The organism is Amycolatopsis sp. NPDC051758 (assembly GCF_044453095.1).
GTDB lineage: Bacteria > Actinomycetota > Actinomycetes > Mycobacteriales > Pseudonocardiaceae > Amycolatopsis.
The window spans coordinates 136,538-153,405 of sequence record NZ_JBITCJ010000017.1 but is presented as its reverse complement, the minus strand read 5'-3'; the positions used below and the strand labels follow the sequence as shown (position 1 = coordinate 153,405).

Sequence of the window (16,868 nt, the reverse complement as noted above, 5' to 3'; positions counted from 1 at the left end):
CGTCATTCGCGCTGGTCCAGTGCTGTCCGATAGGTGATCAGCTGTCGGTGCGGGTGGCAAAGAGGATGTCGTGAATTTTCTGGGTCGGGCGTACTCGCCGCTCGCCAGTTGTGGTGTCGACGGTTGTGTACGCGTACAGGCTGGGAGTGACTGTGTCCTCGTCGACGTGGCCGAAGTACACCTGCAGCAGGTGACCGGTGAAGAACAGGTTGCGGTCGGTCGGCTCGAACTGTAATTGGGCCTCGTCGTGTGGGATGGTCGCCAACAGGTGGGCGTCGCCGTGGAGCTCGCCGTTTTGGTCGCGGAACGCGAAGATCACGGGCTGGCGTCTGCCTCGTCCGATGAGCTGCTGGGCACGGGATCGGGTACCGACGGAGAGCAAACCGGCAACGCGTGCAAACGATTCACCCTTGCTGGCGAGGTCAGCTGCACACTGAGCCTTCTCGTCGGCGATCCGGGTCACGACGCGATCGTAGACGGTGAGCTGATGGCCGAGTTTCTCGTAGCGCTTCACGGGGTCGTCCTCCTTCAGGATCGCGCCGATTGCTGCGGAAACAGCAGCCTCTACCTCGGCAGCGAGAGTAGTGTCGGAGTGCATACCTATCACTATGAACTGCGCCCTGTGTCATGTCAACCCATGGCTATGCAGCTTGCGGTGGTCACTGTGGTCGTGGCAATGGACCCTGTGAGGCGGCACCTGTCGAGCCTTTCGGGGCGGGGGGCGCCCTATGGTCAAGGTCACTTTCGACTACTGGCCTGGTGTCAACCTGCGGTTTTGTGGCATAGCACGGTGTTGTAAAACGGTAGGGAGAGGTGAACCTCTCGCGAATTTTCGTCGCGTTATATCGGCGATATATCGGATCGTTGATCCAGCTCCTGCTGGGCTTGGTATTTCTCAGCGGTCGGTGACGGTGTCGACGGTGGGTCTGGCGCCGGCGATCCGGAAGCTGGCCGACGAGAAGTTGCAGGTGCGGCTGGCGGTGTCGCTGCATACGCCGGATGACGAGCTGCGGGACACGCTGGTGCCGGTGAACAACCGCTGGTCGATCGATGAGGTGCTCTCGGCCGCGCGGTACTACGCGGACACCTCCGGACGCCGAGTCTCGATCGAGTACGCGCTCATTCGGGACATCAACGACCAGCCATGGCGAGCTGATCTGCTCGCGAAGCGGCTGCGCAAGCACCTGGGTCAGCTGGTCCACGTCAACGTCATTCCGCTGAACCCGACGCCGGGCAGCAAGTGGGACGCATCGCCGAAGCCGGTCGAGCGGGAGTTCGTGCGCCTGGTGAACGCCGGCGGTGTCGCCTGCACCGTCCGGGACACCCGAGGTCAGGACATCGCCGCGGCCTGTGGTCAGCTAGCCGCCGAAGGCTGATTTGTTCGTTTCGATGATGGAGAGTTTGTCGTGATGTATGCCCCCAGCCTGCTCGATCCGGCTGCGGACGAGCTTCGGCTCACGGACGTGTGCGCTCGCGGTGCGACCGAGGTGGCTCGTGAGGCTCGGACTCTGTTGGGTGAGCGGTTCAGCTCGGTGACGTTCATGTATGTGCTGATGCGGGCGTTCGAGGTGGAGTACACCGACGCGCGGGACGCGGCGCGTTGGCACGAGTTCCGCTGTGGGCCGCGCGCTGTCGGATGCTGACCTGGAGAAGCTGCTTGCTCCCTGGCTCGTCCGCTGACCCGCTCAGCAGGTCAGCGGACAAGCTCCGTCAGCGCGGTCCAGACTAGCGCGTGGTGGTCAAGCGCCCAGCTGGTCAACGCCGGGCGATGCCTGACGAGATTCCGGTGACCAGAGCAAGGACTATCCGCTTACGCCAAGTGGGCGATATGCAGTGCTTCGGCATCCGCTTACTCCAGTGAGGTTCTGAGACGGAGAGGAGTTGGCCGGTCTCCTGGGGACACGCCGAGTGCAGCAGACGGCAGGGATGTCCGGCGACAGCGCCGGACAAGCCCGGCTGGCTTGGCCTGTGGACGGAGCCGCGAAGCGGTGACAATCCGAGTGTGCCGACCGATCCTCTACGGTGGTCCGGCAGGGTCCGGCGGCTGCCGCCGGACGGAGTCGGGAGTGTTGTGATGCACGACCATGCCGGAGAACCCCCGGATCCGGGTGAGATCACCACCTTGAAGCAGCTTGCTGCGGGGCTGAGCAGGCTGCGCGGTGCCACGACCTACGCCGCGCTCGACAAAGCCGCGCGATCCTTGCGGCGCGTTGATGGGCGCGAACAGGTCTTGCCGTCGAGCACGCTATGCGACTTGCTTCAGGGCCGGTCGACTCCGTCGCGGAACACCGTGGACCTATTCCTGACGGTCTGCGGGCTTGCCACCGAGGAGCAGCGGCGGCCATGGCTGGCCGCTTGGGAACGGGTCACGACGACATATCAGCCGCGACCGCCCGGCGCCGTGCGGGTGCGGACTGCGCGAGCCCGACTCCTCGGAGTGCACGCCGCGATCCGGGTCGCCGACGCCGAGGGCGACCTGCCCGCTTACGTGCCACGGGATCTCGACGCGGATCTGCGATCCCAGCTCGCGGTCGCAGCCAGCCGCGGTGGATTCGTCCTGCTGACCGGCCGATCGTCGGTGGGCAAGACTCGAGCTCTCTACGAGGCCGTGACGGCAGTGCTGCCGGAATGGTGGCTGGTTCATCCGTCCGGCCCGGCGGCGATCGAGGGCATGTCGGCGGAGCCGGTCCCGCGAACGGTGCTGTGGCTCGACGAGTTGCAGCGCTACTTCGATCAGAAGGCCGCCAGCGCAGTGCGCGACCTAATCGGGGCTGGCGTGGTCGTCGTGGCGACGCTGTGGCCTGACTACTACGAGCCGCAAATCGCGAAGAAGAAAAGTCGCGAGCCAGATCGCTATGCGAACGACCGTGAACTGCTCCGGCTGGCCCATATCATCGATGTTCCCGCGGATTTCAGTCCTGCTGAACGTCGCCGGACCGCCGCTCTCGCGTCCGTCGACCGGCGGCTGGGGGTGGCGTTAGACAGTTCCGATGCCGGTATCACCCAGGTGCTCGCAGCCGGGCCGGAGCTGGTTCGGTGGTGGGAACAGGCGCCCGCTGCCCAGTGTTACGGCCAGGCCGTCATCACCGCGGCCCTTGATGCGCGCCGGGTGGGAGGGCAAGCTTCGCTGAGCCGCCAGTACCTGGCCGACGCGACTCCGGCGTATCTCACTCCGAGCCAGCAGGCGACGGCGCCTGAGGATTGGCTGGACCAGGCACTGGATTACGCTACGACCCCGTTGCACGGGGCCGCTTCTGCGCTGCTGGCTTCACCCGCTGGCATGGGGAAGATCGCGGGCTACGTTGTCGCGGACTACCTTCATCAGCATGCTCGCCGTGAACGCCGTGGTGTTCACTTGCCCGACCGCGTGTGGAAAGCCCAGATCGACCACCATCATCCGGACGATGTGAAGAGGTTTGCGGACAGCGCTGTCCGGCGCGGTCGTGAAGCAGACGCAGAAGCTTTCTATCAAAAGGGCATTGCGGTCGGTGACAAGCAGGCCTACTACGACTTCGTTCGTTATCTGGTCGATCGTGAAAGATTCGACGAAGCGATGGTGGTGCTCCGCCCGATTACGGAGCAAGGCGACATGCTGGCACTCGTTCAGATGGGCATATTTCTCAGTGTCCGTAATCGGATCGACGAATTCGGCCAACTCGCCGGGGTCGACGATCAGACTGTCCGTAAGACCGCGAGGTCGCTCTACGAACTCTTCATCGAAACCGAGAGCGAGTATGACGTATCGGTACCGCCAAGGGAGATTCCCGTAGCCGAGCTGACGGTCGCCGCCGACCGTGGTGACACGATTGCTGCGTACCAACTGGCCAGTTTTTATGCCTCTCAGGGGCGGCTGCCTGAACTGACCGAGCGTGCTGATCGTGGTGACCGGTTTTCTGCGTATCGCCTGTCTGATCTTCTGAGCAAACAGGGAAAGGCTGACGAGGCGGTGGCCGCATTGCGTCCCTACGCGGACGGCGGTGACGATCAGGCGCTTGACCGGTTAGTGAAGCTGCTGGCCGACCACCATTGCATCGAAGAACTTGAACGATACGCCAGTCTCGGAGACCGCCACGCCTGCGACCGACTCGCCCAACTGCTGGCCGATCGAAATCGTATCGACGACCTCGACCGCCGCGCCCGAAGTGGAGACAAAGCGGCCTTGCTTCGGTCGGCTGAATGGCTGGTTGGTCAGGGGGATATCGACGGCGCTGTGACTCTGTTGCGCCCTTGTGTCACGGAAAGTGGCTGGCTCGGAATCGGGGAACACATCAGGCTATTGTCCCGGCTGCTCGCCGCACGCGGCACGACCGACGAGGTCGTAGCCGAACTGCGCCTGCTGGTGGACGCTGGCCACGCCAGCGCGGCTGGCGCGCTAATCGGGCTACTGGTCGCCCACGGACGGTTCGACGACCTTGACGAGGAGGTGGCCGCCGGGACTCCTGGCGCGGCTGACGCTGTGCGCGCCGGGGAAGAATGAACGCGCCACATGATGGCCGAGTGGAAGTTCGTCCTCTCCACGGCAACGATGCGTCCGTAGTTCTCGTGCAATGGTCAGCATCTGGGCATGCCCTGGACGTGCTCCATCGAGGATGGCGTGCGTGCCGGTCAAAGTCGCGTACGTCGCCGGGAGGGCCGGTGTGGGCCTGCGCGGGGTGGGTAGGCGGCTGGCTCGAGCGGTCATGTGGCGCACGACACATCAATAGCTTCGGTGCGCTTGAACTGCAAAAAATGCGGGCAGACCGGATGTTGTAAAAGGGTGGGGATGGGTGAACCTCTGGCCAACTACAAGCGTGTGGTGGCCGCGGTCCGCCGGATCACCGATCCTTCGCCGGACGGGCTGGGGATCGGGCAGCGGTCGGTCACCGTGTCGACGGTGGGGCTCGCGCCGGCGATCCGGAAGCTCGCCGACGAGAAGATGCAGGTGCGGCTGGCCGTTTCGCTGCACACGCCGGATGACGAGCTGCGGGACACGCTGGTGCCGGTGAACGAGCGCTGGTCGGTGGACGAGGTGCTCTCCGCTGCTCGGTACTACGCCGACACTTCGGGTCGGCGGGTGTCCATCGAGTACGCGTTGATCCGGGACATCAATGACCAGCCGTGGCGGGCGGAGCTGCTGGCGAAGCGGCTGCGGAAGCACTTGGGACAGTTGGTGCACGTCAACGTGATCCCGTTGAACCCGACGCCGGGCAGCAAGTGGGACGCCAGTCCGAAGCCGGTCGAGCGGGAGTTCGTGCGGCTGGTCAACGCGGGTGGGGTGGCCTGTACTGTTCGGGACACCCGGGGCCAGGAGATCGCTGCGGCGTGCGGGCAGCTCGCCGCCGAAGGCTGAGTTTTCGTTTCAGTGATGGAGAAATCGTCGTGATGTATGCCCCCAGCCTGCTGGACCCGGCTGCGGAATCGTTGAAGCTCACGGACTTCGTCGGCGCGACGGACGTCGCCCGTGAAGCGCGGACGTTGCTGGGTGAGCGGTTCAGCTCGGTGACGTTCATGTACGTCCTGATGCGGGCGTTCGAAGTCGAGTACACGGCGGCGTGTGACGCGTCGCGGTGGCACGAGTTCGACAGCGGGCCGCGGGCGTTGTCCGACGCCGATCTCGAGGCGTTGCTGGCTCCTTGGCTCGCCCGCTGACCTCGTCACCTTGAGATGCGGGCCTCGATGCCGTCGAGCAGGCAGTCGAGGCCGATCCGGAACGTCTCGTCGGCGTCCAGGTGGGCGGCGTCGCGCACCACTGTCTCCAGTGCCGGGAAGCGGCCGGTGGCGAAGACCCGGTTCAGGTAGGGCCCGAGCGCGGACTGGTGACGCTTCATGTCCAGCCCGGAGGCGCGTTCGGCCCGGCGCTCGGCGATCTCCCGGCGCACCGCGCCGATCACGTACGCGTTGACCGCGGCGGCCATCGGCATGACGGCGTCCAGCTCGACGCCGGCCAGTGCGGCCACCACCGTCTCCCCGTTGGCCAGCGCGTGCGGCCCGAGCTGTGGCCGGCCGCCCAGGAGATCGGCGAGCCATTCGTGCTCGTGTACGGCGTGCCGGGTGGCTTCGGCGTGGGACCGCAGCACCTCCCGCCAGCCGTCGCCGGCCGGCCGGATCTCGACGTAGACCGCGTCGACCATCAGGTCGAGCAGCTCTTCCTTGCTGTCGATGTAGCCGTACAGCCGCATCGGGCCGACGTCCAGCGCGGCGGCGACCTTGCGCAGCGACACCGCGTCCAGGCCGTCCGCGTCGGCCAGCCGGATCGCCGCCCGCACGATCAGCTCCCGGCTCAGCGGCACCGGCACCGGACGGTTCGGCGGCTCCGGCCTTTCCCACAACAACATGCCGGTGACAATACAACGCATCAGTCGATACACTGTATCGACAAGTACGGTGTATCGAAGGAGTGGCCAGGATGACCATCACGATCGTCGGAGCGGGCCTCGGCGGCCTGGCTCTCGCCCGGGTGCTGCACGTCCAGGGGATCGACGCCGTCGTCTACGAGCGGGAATCGTCCCGCGACGCGCGCGGCCAGGGCGGCATGCTCGACATCCACTCCGGGCAGCGGGCGCTGCGCGAAGCCGGCCTGATCGACGAGTTCCACCGGATCGCCCGGCCCGAAGGCCAGGACCTGCGGCTCCTCGAGCCGGACGGCACCCTGCTCCTCCAGGAGGACACCCCGGACGACGCCCCCTCCCTCCGTCCCGAGGTCGACCGGGTCGACCTGCGCAACCTGCTGCTGGATTCCCTGCCCGAAGGCGCGGTGCGCTGGGGGCACGCGTTCGAATCCGCCGGCAACGGCCTGCTGCGCTTCGCCGACGGCAGCACGGCGACGTATGACCTGCTGGTCGGCGCGGACGGCGCGAACTCCCGGGTCCGCGCGTTGCTCACCGACGCCCGCCCGGCGCACCTCGGCCAGAACGTCGTCGAGCTCGGCATTCCCGACATCGACCGCACCCACCCCGACCTCGCGGCGATGGTCGGGCGCGGCAACTACTGGGTGTTCGGCGACGGGCTGTCCCTGGCGGCGCAGCGCAACGGCGACGGCCGCGTCCGCATCGGCGTCAACTTCTACAACACCGCCGAGGACTGGTTCGCCACCAGCGGGATCCCGTTCGACGACCCGGCGGCCGCCCGGGCGCGGCTGATCGACCTGCTTCCCGGCTGGGACAAGCGGTTCCACGCGCTGATCGAGGCTTGTGACGACACGGTCGAGCCGCGGTCGATCACCACGCTCCCGATCGGCCTGACCTGGCCGTCGACGCCCGGCGTCACGCTGCTCGGCGATGCCGCGCACCTGATGCCCCCGGTGGGGGAGGGCGCCAACATGGCCCTGCTCGACGGCGCGCTGCTCGGCCTCGCGCTGGCCGCGCACCCGGACGACCACCGCGCCGCCGTCGAAGAGTACGAACGCGAGATGTTCGAACGCACCGGCGCCGCCGCCCGGATGTCCGCGGGTATGCAGGAACTGCTGAACTCGCCGGATGCGGCCCAGCGGTTGCTCGCGTTCTTTCAGCCTGGCTGAGGGCAACCGAACTCCGGCTGCCCCACCGCCCCGACGAGGTCGGCGGTCCTGTCCCATAGACGGCCGGCCAATGCCTCGTCGAGACCCGCCTTGCCCTGCCGGCGAATGGCCGGATAGCCCCGCAGACCGCCCGGACCGTCCGGGCCGACGTAGGCATTGCCGGGCACGTCTTCGGTGGCGGCGTAGAGCACCGACAGCGCACCCTGCTCCGGGGCGTTGGTCAGGAACTTGAACCGGTTGACGACGTTCGACCGCGAATGGGCGGCCAGGCCGGTTCGGGCGATCCCCGGACTGGCCAGCACCGAACGGACCCGGCTGCCGCGCGCGGTCAGCCGTCGCTGCAGCTCCAGGGAGAACAGCACCACGGCGAGCTTCGACGCCTGGTAGGCGGCCATCCCGCGGTACCTACGCGTGCGCCAATCGAGGTCGGCCAGGTCGATCTTGCCCTGGGTGTGCAGCTGGCTGGTCACGTGCACCACCCGGTCGGTGACGTGGTCGAGCAGCAGGTTCGTCAGCAGGAACGGACCGGTGTAGTTGGTGGTGGTCTGCCGGTCGAGCCCGTCACCGGTCCGCTCCGCGGGGATGTCCATCACGCCGGCGTTGTTGATCAGGACGTCGAGGTCGCCGGACCAGGAGTCCGCGAACGCCCGCACCGAAGCCAGGTCCGCGACGTCGAGCGGCCGGACCTCGAAGGCGCCGGGCAGCTCGGCGACCGCGGTGCGGGCCTTGCCGACGTCCCGCACCCCCAGCACCACCCGGGCGCCGGCCCGGGCGAGCTCCCGCGCCGTGATCAACCCCAGACCGCGGCCCGCGCCGGTGATCACCACCGTCCGGCCGGCGAGCTCCGGCAGGTTTTCCGTTGTCCACTTGGTCATCGCTGCTCCCTGGCTTGTCGTTCGATCGCTTCCCCAGTAAAGGCAGGCACAGCAAGCGGAAGAAGGACACGCTCAGCCACTGACCGGCAGTCAGTGGCTAAACCCCGCGCGACGGCCAACGATGAGGACCATGAGCGACACTTTCGACCGGGCGTCCTTGGGTGCGTTCCTGAGCACCCGGCGGGCGGCGCTGCAGCCGGAGGACGTCGGGTTGCGGCGGGGGCAACGGCGGCGCGCGCCGGGGCTGCGTCGTGAGGAGGTGGCGGAGCTGTGCACGATGTCCGCCGACTACTTCGCCCGGCTGGAACGCGGCAACGGGCCGCAGCCGTCGGAGTCCATGCTCGCGGCCATCGCCCGCGGCCTGCGGCTGACCCCGGACGAGCGTGATCACCTGTTCCTGCTCGCCGGTTACCGCGCCGCCCGGCGTGATCTGCGGTCGCGGCACGTGAGCCCGGGGCTGATGCGGGTCATGGACGGCTTGACCGGCACCACCGCGCAGGTCATGGGTGCGCTGGGCGAGACGTTGCTGCAGACGCCGTCCGCGGTGGCGCTGCTCGGCGACGAGACCCGGCACACCGGCAACGCCCGCAGCGCGGCGTATCGCTGGTTCACCGATCCCGCGGCCCGTGCGCGGTACGCGCCCGACGAGCACGAGAAGAACAGCCGGACCAACGTCGCGTTGCTGCGCGGGGCGGTCACCCGGGACGGCTCCGGCTCGGAAGCGGCAGCCCTGGTCGACGTCCTGCTGCGCACCAGCGAGGAGTTCGCGGGGCTGTGGGAGCGCCACGAGGTGGGCCTGCGGTTCAGCGAAACCAAAGGGTTCGTCCATCCCCAGGTCGGCCGGCTGGACCTCTACTGCCAGCTGCTGCTCGAGCCGGACCAGGGGCAGTCGCTGCTCGTCTTCACCGCGACCCCGGGCACGGAAAGCCATGAGAAGCTCGCCCTGCTCACGGTGCTGGGCACGGACAGTTTCGCCGTCGACCCCGGGTGATCAGCGCCGGGACACCGGTTCGCCGGGTGCCCACAGACCGTCGGCCTCGCCCGCTTCCAAGCGGCCCCGGTAGACGCCGATCTTGTGGTCGATCAGCTGCAGGTTCTCCTGCAGCTCGGCCAGCCGGGCCAGCACCTCACCCCGGTGCTCCTCCAGCAGCGCCAGCCGTTCGGGCTCGTTGCCGCGGCCGGCGGCGACCAGCTCGGCGTAGCGGCGGATCGTCTTGATCGGCATGCCGGTGGCGCGCAGCTTGGTGCAGACCCGGATCCACTCCAGGTCCAGCTTCCGGTAGCGCCGCCGGCCGCCGCTGGTGCGGTCGACGTGCGTGACCACCAGGCCCGCGCGTTCGTAGTACCGCAGGGTGTGTGCGCTGACCCCGGTGCGCAGGGCCGCGTCCGCGATGGTCAGTCCTTCGGCCGGGATCGGGTTGACTTCGAGCACGCTCTAAATCCTAGCGTCGCCGGTATGAAAGTTCGCCCCTCGCTCGTGCTGGCGACCTGCTGCGCCAGCATCGTCGTGGTGGTGATGGACATTTCCATCGTCACCGTCGCCCTCCCGTCGATCCGCCGTGACCTCGGCGCTTCGGTGTCCGGTCTGCAGTGGACGGTCGACGCCTACACGCTGGTCCTGGCCGCGTTCCTGGTGCTCGCCGGGTCCACCGCCGACCGGTTCGGCCGCAAACGCGTGTTCCAGTGCGGCCTCGCCGTCTTCGGCATCGGATCGCTGCTGTGCAGCCTGGCCCCGGACATCGGCTGGCTGATCGCGGCCCGCGCGGTGCAGGCCGCCGGCGGCACCATGCTCAACCCGGTCGCGATGGCGATCGTCGCCACCACCTTCCCCGCGCCCGCCGAACGCGCCCGCGCCATCGGCGTGTTCGGCTCGATGTCCGGGCTGGCGCTGGCCCTCGGGCCGATCCTCGGCGGCCTGCTCGTCGACGGCTTCGGCTGGCGCGCGGTGTTCTGGGTCAACGTGCCGATCGTCGCCGTCGCGCTGGTCGCGACCGCGCTCTTCGTGCCCGAGTCCCGCGCGGCCCGGGCGCGCCGGTTCGACCCGATCGGGCAGGTGCTCGTGGTCGTCGTCCTCGGCTGTGTGGTGGAAGCGATCATCGAGGCGCGGTGGCTGGGCTGGACGTCGCCGGTGATCCTCGGGCTGCTCGCCGCGGCCGCGCTCGCGCTGCTGGGTCTGCTGTTCCACGAGCCCCGCCGCGCCGACCCGCTGCTCGAACTGCGGCTGTTCCGCAGCCTTTCGTTCAGCGGGGCGATCGTGATGGCGCTGTTCTCGCTCTGCGGATTCGGCGCGTTCCTGTTCGTCACGACGCAGTACCTGCAGGACGTCCGCGGCCTGTCGGCGTGGGCGGCCGGGCTGTGCCTGCTGCCCGTGGGGGTCGCCGTCGTGATGCTGTCCCCGCGGATCGGACGGCTGGTCGGTACGAGCGGTCCGCGGCTGCCGCTGGTGGTCGCCGGGGTGACGCTCGCGCTGGGCGGCGTCGCCTCGGTGGCCCTCGGCCCGGCCACGCCGTTGCCGCTCGTGCTGACGGTCTACCTGCTGTTCGGTGTTTTCCTCGGGACGGTGAACCCGCCGATCACCAACACCGCCGTCGCCGGGATGCCGGGGTCGATGGCCGGGGTGGCGGGCTCGCTGGCCTCGACCGGCCGGCAGACCGGCACCACCCTCGGTGTCGCGATCGCCGGGACGATCACCGGGACGGGCGCCGGTTCGGCCGGCGGGGTCTGGTGGCTCGTCGCCGGGCTCGGCGTGGGTGTCCTCGTCCTGGCGCTGCTGTGCACCGGCCGCCGGGCCGCGGTGACGGCGGAGCGTGCGGCGGCGCTGTTCGCCGAGGTCGAGCGGGTGCCGGCGGTCCGCTGACCCGGCTACGCTGCCCCCGGAAAATCTCCGGAAAAAATCTTCGGGGAGAAATGTCGAACGCCACGAGCGGCCGTTCGACGCGGGGGTGAAGGCCGGTCACCGCGTCCGGAAGACCACCGGACCCCGGCCGAGAACGACCAGGGAGCAAGCCATGCGTTTCCTCATGATGCACCGCCTCGACGAGAGCCGGCCCGAAGCCTGGAACCCGAGCCAGGAGTTCATCGAGAAGATGGGGGCGTTCATCCAGGACTCGGCGGAGAAGGGCATCCTCATCACCGCGGAGGGTGTCCACCCGTCGGAGAAGGGCGCGCTGGTCCGGAAGCCCCGCGGCGCGGCCATCCGTGTCACCGACGGCCCGTTCGCCGAGGCCAAGGAGGTCATCGGCGGGTTCGCGCTGATCAACGCGGCCGACCGCGCCGAAGCCGTCGAGTTCGCGAAGAGCTACGTCGAGCTGTTCGACTCCGAGATCGAGGTCGAGGTGCGCCAGGTCGTCGAGTTCGACGAGATCCCGGGCTAGGCGCCGGCTCCCCGGCGGCGGGCGCTTCCGCCCGCCGCCGGACGGCGCTACCCTCGCCCGGACACCTGGGGAGGGGCCATGTTCCTGGTCACCGGCGCCACCGGAAACGTGGGCGCGGAAGTGGTTTCGGTCCTTGCGGCGTCGGGTGAGCCGGTCCGGGCGCTGGTGCGCCGGCCGGACGCCGTGCTCCCCGACGGGGCCGAAGCCGCCGTGGGAGACCTCAACGATCCCGCCGGTCTCGGCGACGCGCTCAAGGGTGTCGACGGCGTCTTCCTCATGGCCGGCTACAACGACATGCCGGGCATGCTGGCGAAGGCGCGCGACGCGGGGGTGCGCCGGATCGTGCTGCTGTCCGGTGGTTCGGCCGCGCTGGAAGACCTCGGCAACGCGGTTTCGCGGTACATGACCCTGGCCGAACGCGCGGTGCGCGCGTCCGGGCCGGCTTGGACGTTCCTCCGGCCGCGCGCGTTCATGTCCAACGCGCTGCGCTGGCTGCCGCAGCTGCGTGAAGGCGACACCGTGCGCGCGCAGTTCCCGGACGTGGCGGCCGCGAGCGTCGACCCGGCCGACATCGCGGCGGTGGCGGTTCGCGCGCTCGCCGGCGGGCACGAAGGACGCGTGTACGACCTGACCGGGCCGGCGGCGTTGCGGCCCGCGGAGCAGGTCGCCGTGCTGGCCGAGGTGCTCGGCCGGGACCTGGAGTTCGTGGGGCTGACGAACGACGAGACGCGTGCTGAGCTGGAGGCGAGCATGCCGGTCGAGTACGTCGACGCGTTTTGGAACTTCTACGTCGAGGGCACGCTCGACGAAGCGACGGTCCACCCCGCCGTCCCCGAAGTGACGGGACGGCCGGCGCGCACCTTCGCCCAGTGGGCGGCCGCGCACGCGGACCTGTTCCGCTGAGGGCGGTCGTGACCGAAGGGAAGCGCGCCGACCTTTCCGCCGTGCTGGGTGTGGTGCTGGCCGTGCCCGTCGTCGCCAGCAGCCTGCTCGTGCTCTGGCTGATCGGGAAGCTGGCCTGGCCCGAGTACTTCTGGGTACTTCCCGCCGGCTGGGCGCTGGCCGGCGCGATCACGTTCGTGCCCGCGTTCGAGCACTTCCTGCTGCCGCTGCTGTTCGGCATGCGGTCGCCGACCGCGCGGGAGCTCGAGCGGCTCACGCCGTGCTGGCAGGCCGTCTGCACGGCGGCCGAGGTGGACGGCCGCCGCTACCGGTTGTGGGTCGAGCGGTCGCGCGAGCTGAACGCCTTCGCCGCGGGTGGCCACACGGTGGCGGTGACGCGGACCGCGCTCGACCTCCCGCCGGCCGGCCTGGAGGCGATCCTGGCGCACGAGCTCGGCCACCACCTGTCCGGGCACACCCGGATTTCGCTGCTCGTCTGGTGGCTGGAGCTGCCGGCCCGAGTCTTGACCCTCGTGGTCCGGCTGCTCGCGTTGGCCGTGCCCCACATCGGACGCGCCTTCGCCGCCTTCGGGCGATCGGTGGCGGTGCTCGTCACCGTGCTGCTGACGCTGGGCATCCTCACCGCGCTCGCCTTCCTCGACCCGTGGCTGCTGCTGGCACCGCTGCTCGGCCCGGTGCTCGCCTGGTCGAAACGGCTCGGCGAATTCCGGGCCGACCTGATGGCGGCGCGGCTGGGGTACGGCCCGGAGCTGATCACGCTGTTCCGCGAGTGGATCCGGGTGAACGGCGGTGACGAGCGGCGGCTGTGGTCGCGGCTGCTGGCCGGGCACCCCGCCCACATCGACCGGATCAAGCGGCTGAAGGACCGCGGCTTCAGAGGGTGAGGACGACCTTGCCCGCCGCGTGCCCCGCGCGGATGTGGCCGATCGCGGCGACGGCGTCGGCGAGGGGGTAGGTGCGGTCGAGCGGCGGGGTGAGCTGCCCGGCCTCGACCTTCTCGCGCAGGACTTCGATGTCCGTGCCGCGGACGCTCGAGATCAGCCCGGCCAGTCGGTGCTTCACGAACGGGTTCAGCAGGGCCGCGCGGAACACCCGCTGGATGCCGCCCAGCCAGCGGCCGCCCTCGCCGCCGACGATGACGAGCGTGCCGCGCGGGGTGAGCGCCCGGCGCAGTTGGGTCAGCGAGCGCAGGCCCGCGGTGTCCAGGATCAGGTCGTATTGCTGCGCCGTGAAGTCCTCGCGCGTGTAGTCGACAACGTCGTCGGCCCCGAGTGTGCGGACGAGGTCGGTTTTTGTGGTGCTGCACATCGCCGTCACGTGTGCGCCGAAGCTCTTGGCCAGCTGCACCGCGAAGGATCCGACACCGCCCGCCGCGCCGATCACCAGGACACGCTGCCCGGGCTGGACGCGGCCCGCGTCGCGCAAGGCCTGCAGGGCGGTGCAACCGGAGACCGTGACGGCCGCCGCCTGCTCGAACGACAGACGGGCGGGTTTGGCCGCGAGCAAGTCTTCCCGGGCGACGGCGTGCTCGGCGAACGCCCCTCGGCAGTTGCCGAACACCTCGTCACCCGGGCGGAACCGCGTGACACCGGCGCCGATCTGCTCGACCGTGCCCGCGAAGTCGAGACCCGGCACGGGCTGCTTCGGCGCACGCAGCCCGAAACCCAGGAGGCGCAACAGATACGGCTGCCCGGTGGTGAGATGCCAGACGCCCGGGTCGACGCCGGCCGCGTGCACCCGCACGAGGACCTCGCCGGCACCGGGCGCCGGTCTGTCGACGTCCCGGAATTCGAGGACGTCGGGCGGGCCGTAGCGGTCTTGGACGATGGCTTTCACGAGGACTCCTCCGGGTACTGGAACACTTCTTCGAGCGGGACGCCGAACACGTGCGCGAGCTGGAACGCCATCTCGAGCGAGGGGGAATAGCGGCCCTGCTCGATCGCGATGACGGTCTGGCGGGTGACGCCGATCCGGGTGGCGAGCTCGGCCTGGGTCATCTGGCCGTGTGCGAACCGGAGGGCGCGGAGCGAGTTGGTGACGCGGGTCGGTTTCACCACGGCTGGAAACCCCGCCGGTAGGCGAAGATCCGGGCGATCGACCCGAGGATCGCGGAGAGCGTGAAGGCCAGGTAGACGGCGTTGGCGATCCAGAAGTGCGGCGCTTCGGCCATCGCCAGCAGCAACGCGGCGACGGCGCCGATCACGACGAACGAGTGGCCCACGTACTCGCCGAACCGGCCGATCTCGCGGTCGCGCTGGTCCTTTTCGCCGTCCCTCGAGATCACCGCGGCGAGGATGCTCGCCACGATCGTCGCCGCGATGGACACGCCGACCGTCCACAGCAGTGCGGCGACGTAGGGGACTTCGGCCAGCGGACGTCCGCCGGCCCGGCCGAGGACCAGCGCCAGGTACACCGCGTAGCTCGCTATCGCGGCGATCCCGAGGATCCAAGCGCGCTTTTCTTCGTGGGTCACCTCTTCAAAGTAAAACAAACCGGACATCATGTCAAAGTTTCTTGACATCGGGATGCTCTCGGAAGATTTTCGGGAGAGGGTGTCCAAGACGCCATGGGCCGTTCGTTGTCGTCGCGTACGGCAACCGAGCCACTGGAGGAACACCGTGAAGTACCTGATGCTGATCAACGCCTCGCTCGACGCGGACGGCGCGCCCACCGGCTGCAGCACCCCCGAGGACTGGATGTTGTTCGACAAGTCGCTCAAGGACGCCGGCGTCTACGTCGGCGGGAACTCGCTCGCGGACTTCACCACAGCCGCCGCGGTGCGCGTCGACGAGAGCGGTGAGCGGATCGTCACCGACGGGCCGTTCGCCGAGTCCCGGGAGGTGCTCGGCGGTTACTTCGTCGTCGACGTGCCGGACTTCGACGTTGCGCTCGACTGGGCGGCGCGCTGCCCGGGCGCTCGAGACGGCGGGCACATCGTGGTCCGGCCGCTCGCTTCGTACGGGGACTGACGGCGGTGACGCGGGCAGCGGCGTCGATCGAGGCGGTGTTCCGGGAGGAGCGTGGGCTGCTGCTGGCCGCGCTCGTCCGGCGGTTCGGCGACCTCGACCTGGCCGAGGAGGTGACGTCGGACGCGATCGAAGCCGCGCTGGTGCACTGGCCGGCCGAAGGTGTGCCGCCGAAGCCGGGCGCCTGGCTGATGACGACGGCGCGGCGCAAGGCCGTCGACCGGCTGCGCCGCGACCAGGCCTACGCGGCCCGGCTCGCGGTGCTGCAGGTCGAGGCCGAGCGTGCGGCACCTGCCCCGTCGCCCGGCGGCGACCTGCCGGACGAGCGGCTCCAGCTGTTCTTCACCTGCGCGCACCCGGCGCTGTCGGCCGAGGACCGCACGGCGTTGACGCTGCGCTGCCTCGCCGGTCTGACCACGCCGGAGGTCGCGCGTGCGTTCCTCGTGCCGGGCGCGACGATGGGGAAGCGGATCGTGCGGGCGAAGAACCGGATCCGCACACTGCGGATCCCGTTCCGCGTGCCGGACGCCGACGAGCTGCCCGCGCGGCTGCCGGGGGTGCTCCAGGTCGTCTACTCGATCTTCACCGAGGGGTACGCGGCGAGTTCGGGGCCGGACCTGCAGCGCCTCGACCTGGCGGAGGAGGCGATCCGGCTGGCCCGGATCCTGCGCCGGCTGCTGCCCGGCGAGCGCGAGGTCGCGGGCCTGCTCGCGCTGATGCTGCTGATCCACGCCCGCCGCGCGGCCCGCACCGGCCCGGACGGCGACCTGGTGCTGCTCGACGACCAGGACCGCGGCCGCTGGGACCGCACGATGATCGAGGAGGGAGCCGCGCTGGTGGTCGTCGCGCTGACCGGCGGACCGCCCGGGCTGTACGGCGTCCAGGCGGCGATCGCCGCGCTGCACGACGAAGCCGCGGACGTGGCGAGCACCGACTGGCCGCAGATCGTCGGGCTCTACGACGTGCTGCGCGGACTGGCGCCGTCCCCGGTGGTGGAGCTGAACCGGGCGGTCGCGGTGGCGATGCGCGACGGCCCGGCGGCGGGCCTGGCTCTGCTCGACGGCCTGGCGGAGGAGCCCCGGCTGCGCGAGTACAGCCCGTTCCCGACGGCCCGAGGTGACCTCCTCAGCCGCCTGGGCCGGCACGCCGACGCCGCGGCCGCCTACCAGGAGGCCCTCGCCCTGGCCGGCACCGAGCCGGAGCGCGAGCACCTGCGCCGTCGCCTCGCCGAGTGCCCAAAGCCGTAGCCCGGGAT

17 protein-coding genes and 3 pseudogenes are annotated in these 16,868 nt (G+C 69.5%); 13 read left to right on the top strand and 7 right to left on the bottom strand.

What is annotated here, in order from left to right; all coding sequences use genetic code 11:
* Positions 1-37: 37 nt before the first annotated feature.
* Positions 38-598 carry a hypothetical protein gene (locus ACIA5G_RS48735; protein ID WP_395936437.1) on the bottom strand — a complete coding sequence of 187 codons (561 nt, stop codon included), beginning with the start codon at positions 596-598 and terminating at the stop codon, positions 38-40.
* Between the two features lie 205 nt (positions 599-803).
* Between ACIA5G_RS48735 and ACIA5G_RS48730 the strand changes: the two are divergent.
* The 5 genes and pseudogenes from ACIA5G_RS48730 to ACIA5G_RS48710 form a co-directional block, all read left to right on the top strand.
* Positions 804-1,376: pseudogene (locus tag ACIA5G_RS48730) on the top strand (radical SAM protein); the annotation flags it as partial.
* 33 nt (positions 1,377-1,409) lie between these two features.
* Positions 1,410-1,680 (top strand): annotated as a pseudogene (locus ACIA5G_RS48725) (hypothetical protein).
* A gap of 394 nt (positions 1,681-2,074) precedes the next feature.
* Entirely contained in the window at positions 2,075-4,477 is a 2,403-nt protein-coding gene (locus ACIA5G_RS48720; RefSeq protein ID WP_395936435.1) for a hypothetical protein, read from the top strand.
* A gap of 279 nt (positions 4,478-4,756) precedes the next feature.
* A pseudogene (locus ACIA5G_RS48715) lies at positions 4,757-5,329 on the top strand (radical SAM protein); the annotation flags it as partial.
* Between the two features lie 32 nt (positions 5,330-5,361).
* A complete protein-coding gene (locus tag ACIA5G_RS48710; RefSeq protein WP_395936485.1) occupies positions 5,362-5,628 on the top strand; it encodes a hypothetical protein in 267 nt (88 codons plus the stop codon).
* Between the two features lie 5 nt (positions 5,629-5,633).
* Here ACIA5G_RS48710 and ACIA5G_RS48705 read toward each other — a convergent pair whose 3' ends face one another.
* Positions 5,634-6,314: a TetR/AcrR family transcriptional regulator gene (locus ACIA5G_RS48705; protein WP_395936433.1), complete on the bottom strand. Its 681-nt coding sequence runs from the start codon at positions 6,312-6,314 to the stop codon at positions 5,634-5,636.
* A gap of 71 nt (positions 6,315-6,385) precedes the next feature.
* On the opposite strand from ACIA5G_RS48705, the gene ACIA5G_RS48700 reads away from it, so the two are divergent.
* Entirely contained in the window at positions 6,386-7,495 is a 1,110-nt protein-coding gene (locus ACIA5G_RS48700) for an FAD-dependent oxidoreductase (protein ID WP_395936431.1), read from the top strand.
* On the opposite strand, the gene ACIA5G_RS48695 is transcribed toward ACIA5G_RS48700, so the two are convergent.
* The gene (locus tag ACIA5G_RS48695) at positions 7,483-8,370 is read right to left on the bottom strand and encodes an SDR family NAD(P)-dependent oxidoreductase (protein WP_395936429.1); all 888 of its coding nucleotides are present in this window, start codon (positions 8,368-8,370) and stop codon (positions 7,483-7,485) included. The two genes, ACIA5G_RS48700 and ACIA5G_RS48695, sit on opposite strands and share 13 nt — an antisense overlap.
* A gap of 130 nt (positions 8,371-8,500) precedes the next feature.
* Between ACIA5G_RS48695 and ACIA5G_RS48690 the strand changes: the two genes are divergently transcribed.
* A complete protein-coding gene (locus ACIA5G_RS48690) occupies positions 8,501-9,361 on the top strand; it encodes a helix-turn-helix transcriptional regulator (RefSeq protein ID WP_395936427.1) in 861 nt (286 codons plus the stop codon).
* On the opposite strand, the gene ACIA5G_RS48685 is transcribed toward ACIA5G_RS48690, so the two are convergent.
* Positions 9,362-9,802, bottom strand: a complete 441-nt coding sequence (locus tag ACIA5G_RS48685; protein WP_395936425.1) for a MerR family transcriptional regulator — start codon at positions 9,800-9,802, stop codon at positions 9,362-9,364.
* Positions 9,803-9,826: 24 nt separating this feature from the next.
* On the opposite strand from ACIA5G_RS48685, the gene ACIA5G_RS48680 reads away from it, so the two are divergent.
* The 4 genes from ACIA5G_RS48680 (at position 9,827) to ACIA5G_RS48665 (ending at position 13,531) form a co-directional block, all read left to right on the top strand.
* The gene (locus ACIA5G_RS48680) at positions 9,827-11,227 is read left to right on the top strand and encodes an MFS transporter (protein WP_395936423.1); all 1,401 of its coding nucleotides are present in this window, start codon (positions 9,827-9,829) and stop codon (positions 11,225-11,227) included.
* Positions 11,228-11,378: 151 nt separating this feature from the next.
* Positions 11,379-11,744 (top strand): YciI family protein, encoded by a 366-nt coding sequence (locus tag ACIA5G_RS48675; protein WP_395936421.1) that lies wholly within the window; start codon positions 11,379-11,381, stop codon positions 11,742-11,744.
* A gap of 78 nt (positions 11,745-11,822) precedes the next feature.
* A complete protein-coding gene (locus ACIA5G_RS48670; RefSeq protein ID WP_395936419.1) occupies positions 11,823-12,647 on the top strand; it encodes an NAD(P)H-binding protein in 825 nt (274 codons plus the stop codon).
* Positions 12,648-12,655: 8 nt separating this feature from the next.
* The gene (locus ACIA5G_RS48665; protein WP_395936417.1) at positions 12,656-13,531 is read left to right on the top strand and encodes a M48 family metalloprotease; all 876 of its coding nucleotides are present in this window, start codon (positions 12,656-12,658) and stop codon (positions 13,529-13,531) included.
* On the opposite strand, the gene ACIA5G_RS48660 is transcribed toward ACIA5G_RS48665, so the two are convergent.
* Genes ACIA5G_RS48660 through ACIA5G_RS48650 form a run of 3 tightly spaced genes read right to left on the bottom strand, consistent with a single transcriptional unit; the run spans position 13,521 to position 15,150 of the window.
* On the bottom strand, positions 13,521-14,483 hold the full coding sequence (locus ACIA5G_RS48660; RefSeq protein WP_395936414.1) for an NAD(P)-dependent alcohol dehydrogenase: 963 nt from the start codon (positions 14,481-14,483) through the stop codon (positions 13,521-13,523). The two genes, ACIA5G_RS48665 and ACIA5G_RS48660, sit on opposite strands and share 11 nt — an antisense overlap.
* A complete protein-coding gene (locus ACIA5G_RS48655; RefSeq protein WP_257921202.1) occupies positions 14,480-14,704 on the bottom strand; it encodes a helix-turn-helix transcriptional regulator in 225 nt (74 codons plus the stop codon). The genes ACIA5G_RS48660 and ACIA5G_RS48655 overlap by 4 nt, the downstream gene beginning before the upstream one ends.
* Positions 14,698-15,150, bottom strand: a complete 453-nt coding sequence (locus ACIA5G_RS48650) for a hypothetical protein (protein ID WP_395936412.1) — start codon at positions 15,148-15,150, stop codon at positions 14,698-14,700. Before ACIA5G_RS48650 ends, ACIA5G_RS48655 begins: the two co-directional genes overlap by 7 nt.
* Before the next feature lie 115 nt (positions 15,151-15,265).
* On the opposite strand from ACIA5G_RS48650, the gene ACIA5G_RS48645 reads away from it, so the two are divergent.
* Positions 15,266-15,616 (top strand): YciI family protein, encoded by a 351-nt coding sequence (locus tag ACIA5G_RS48645; protein ID WP_395936410.1) that lies wholly within the window; start codon positions 15,266-15,268, stop codon positions 15,614-15,616.
* Positions 15,617-15,621: 5 nt separating this feature from the next.
* Positions 15,622-16,860, top strand: coding sequence for an RNA polymerase sigma factor (locus ACIA5G_RS48640; RefSeq protein ID WP_395936408.1), 1,239 nt, complete (start codon positions 15,622-15,624; stop codon positions 16,858-16,860).
* Positions 16,861-16,868 lie beyond the last annotated feature (8 nt).

Coding starts and splice junctions, on each gene's coding strand:
- ACIA5G_RS48690 (WP_395936427.1), top strand. CDS start 8,501: ATGAGCGACACTTTCGACCGGGCGTCCTTGGGTGCGTTCCTGAGCACC.
- ACIA5G_RS48695 (WP_395936429.1), bottom strand. CDS start 8,370: ATGACCAAGTGGACAACGGAAAACCTGCCGGAGCTCGCCGGCCGGACG.
- ACIA5G_RS48710 (WP_395936485.1), top strand. CDS start 5,362: ATGTATGCCCCCAGCCTGCTGGACCCGGCTGCGGAATCGTTGAAGCTC.
- ACIA5G_RS48705 (WP_395936433.1), bottom strand. CDS start 6,314: ATGTTGTTGTGGGAAAGGCCGGAGCCGCCGAACCGTCCGGTGCCGGTG.
- ACIA5G_RS48650 (WP_395936412.1), bottom strand. CDS start 15,150: ATGATGTCCGGTTTGTTTTACTTTGAAGAGGTGACCCACGAAGAAAAG.
- ACIA5G_RS48680 (WP_395936423.1), top strand. CDS start 9,827: ATGAAAGTTCGCCCCTCGCTCGTGCTGGCGACCTGCTGCGCCAGCATC.
- ACIA5G_RS48670 (WP_395936419.1), top strand. CDS start 11,823: ATGTTCCTGGTCACCGGCGCCACCGGAAACGTGGGCGCGGAAGTGGTT.
- ACIA5G_RS48700 (WP_395936431.1), top strand. CDS start 6,386: ATGACCATCACGATCGTCGGAGCGGGCCTCGGCGGCCTGGCTCTCGCC.
- ACIA5G_RS48720 (WP_395936435.1), top strand. CDS start 2,075: ATGCACGACCATGCCGGAGAACCCCCGGATCCGGGTGAGATCACCACC.
- ACIA5G_RS48675 (WP_395936421.1), top strand. CDS start 11,379: ATGCGTTTCCTCATGATGCACCGCCTCGACGAGAGCCGGCCCGAAGCC.
- ACIA5G_RS48735 (WP_395936437.1), bottom strand. CDS start 598: ATGCACTCCGACACTACTCTCGCTGCCGAGGTAGAGGCTGCTGTTTCC.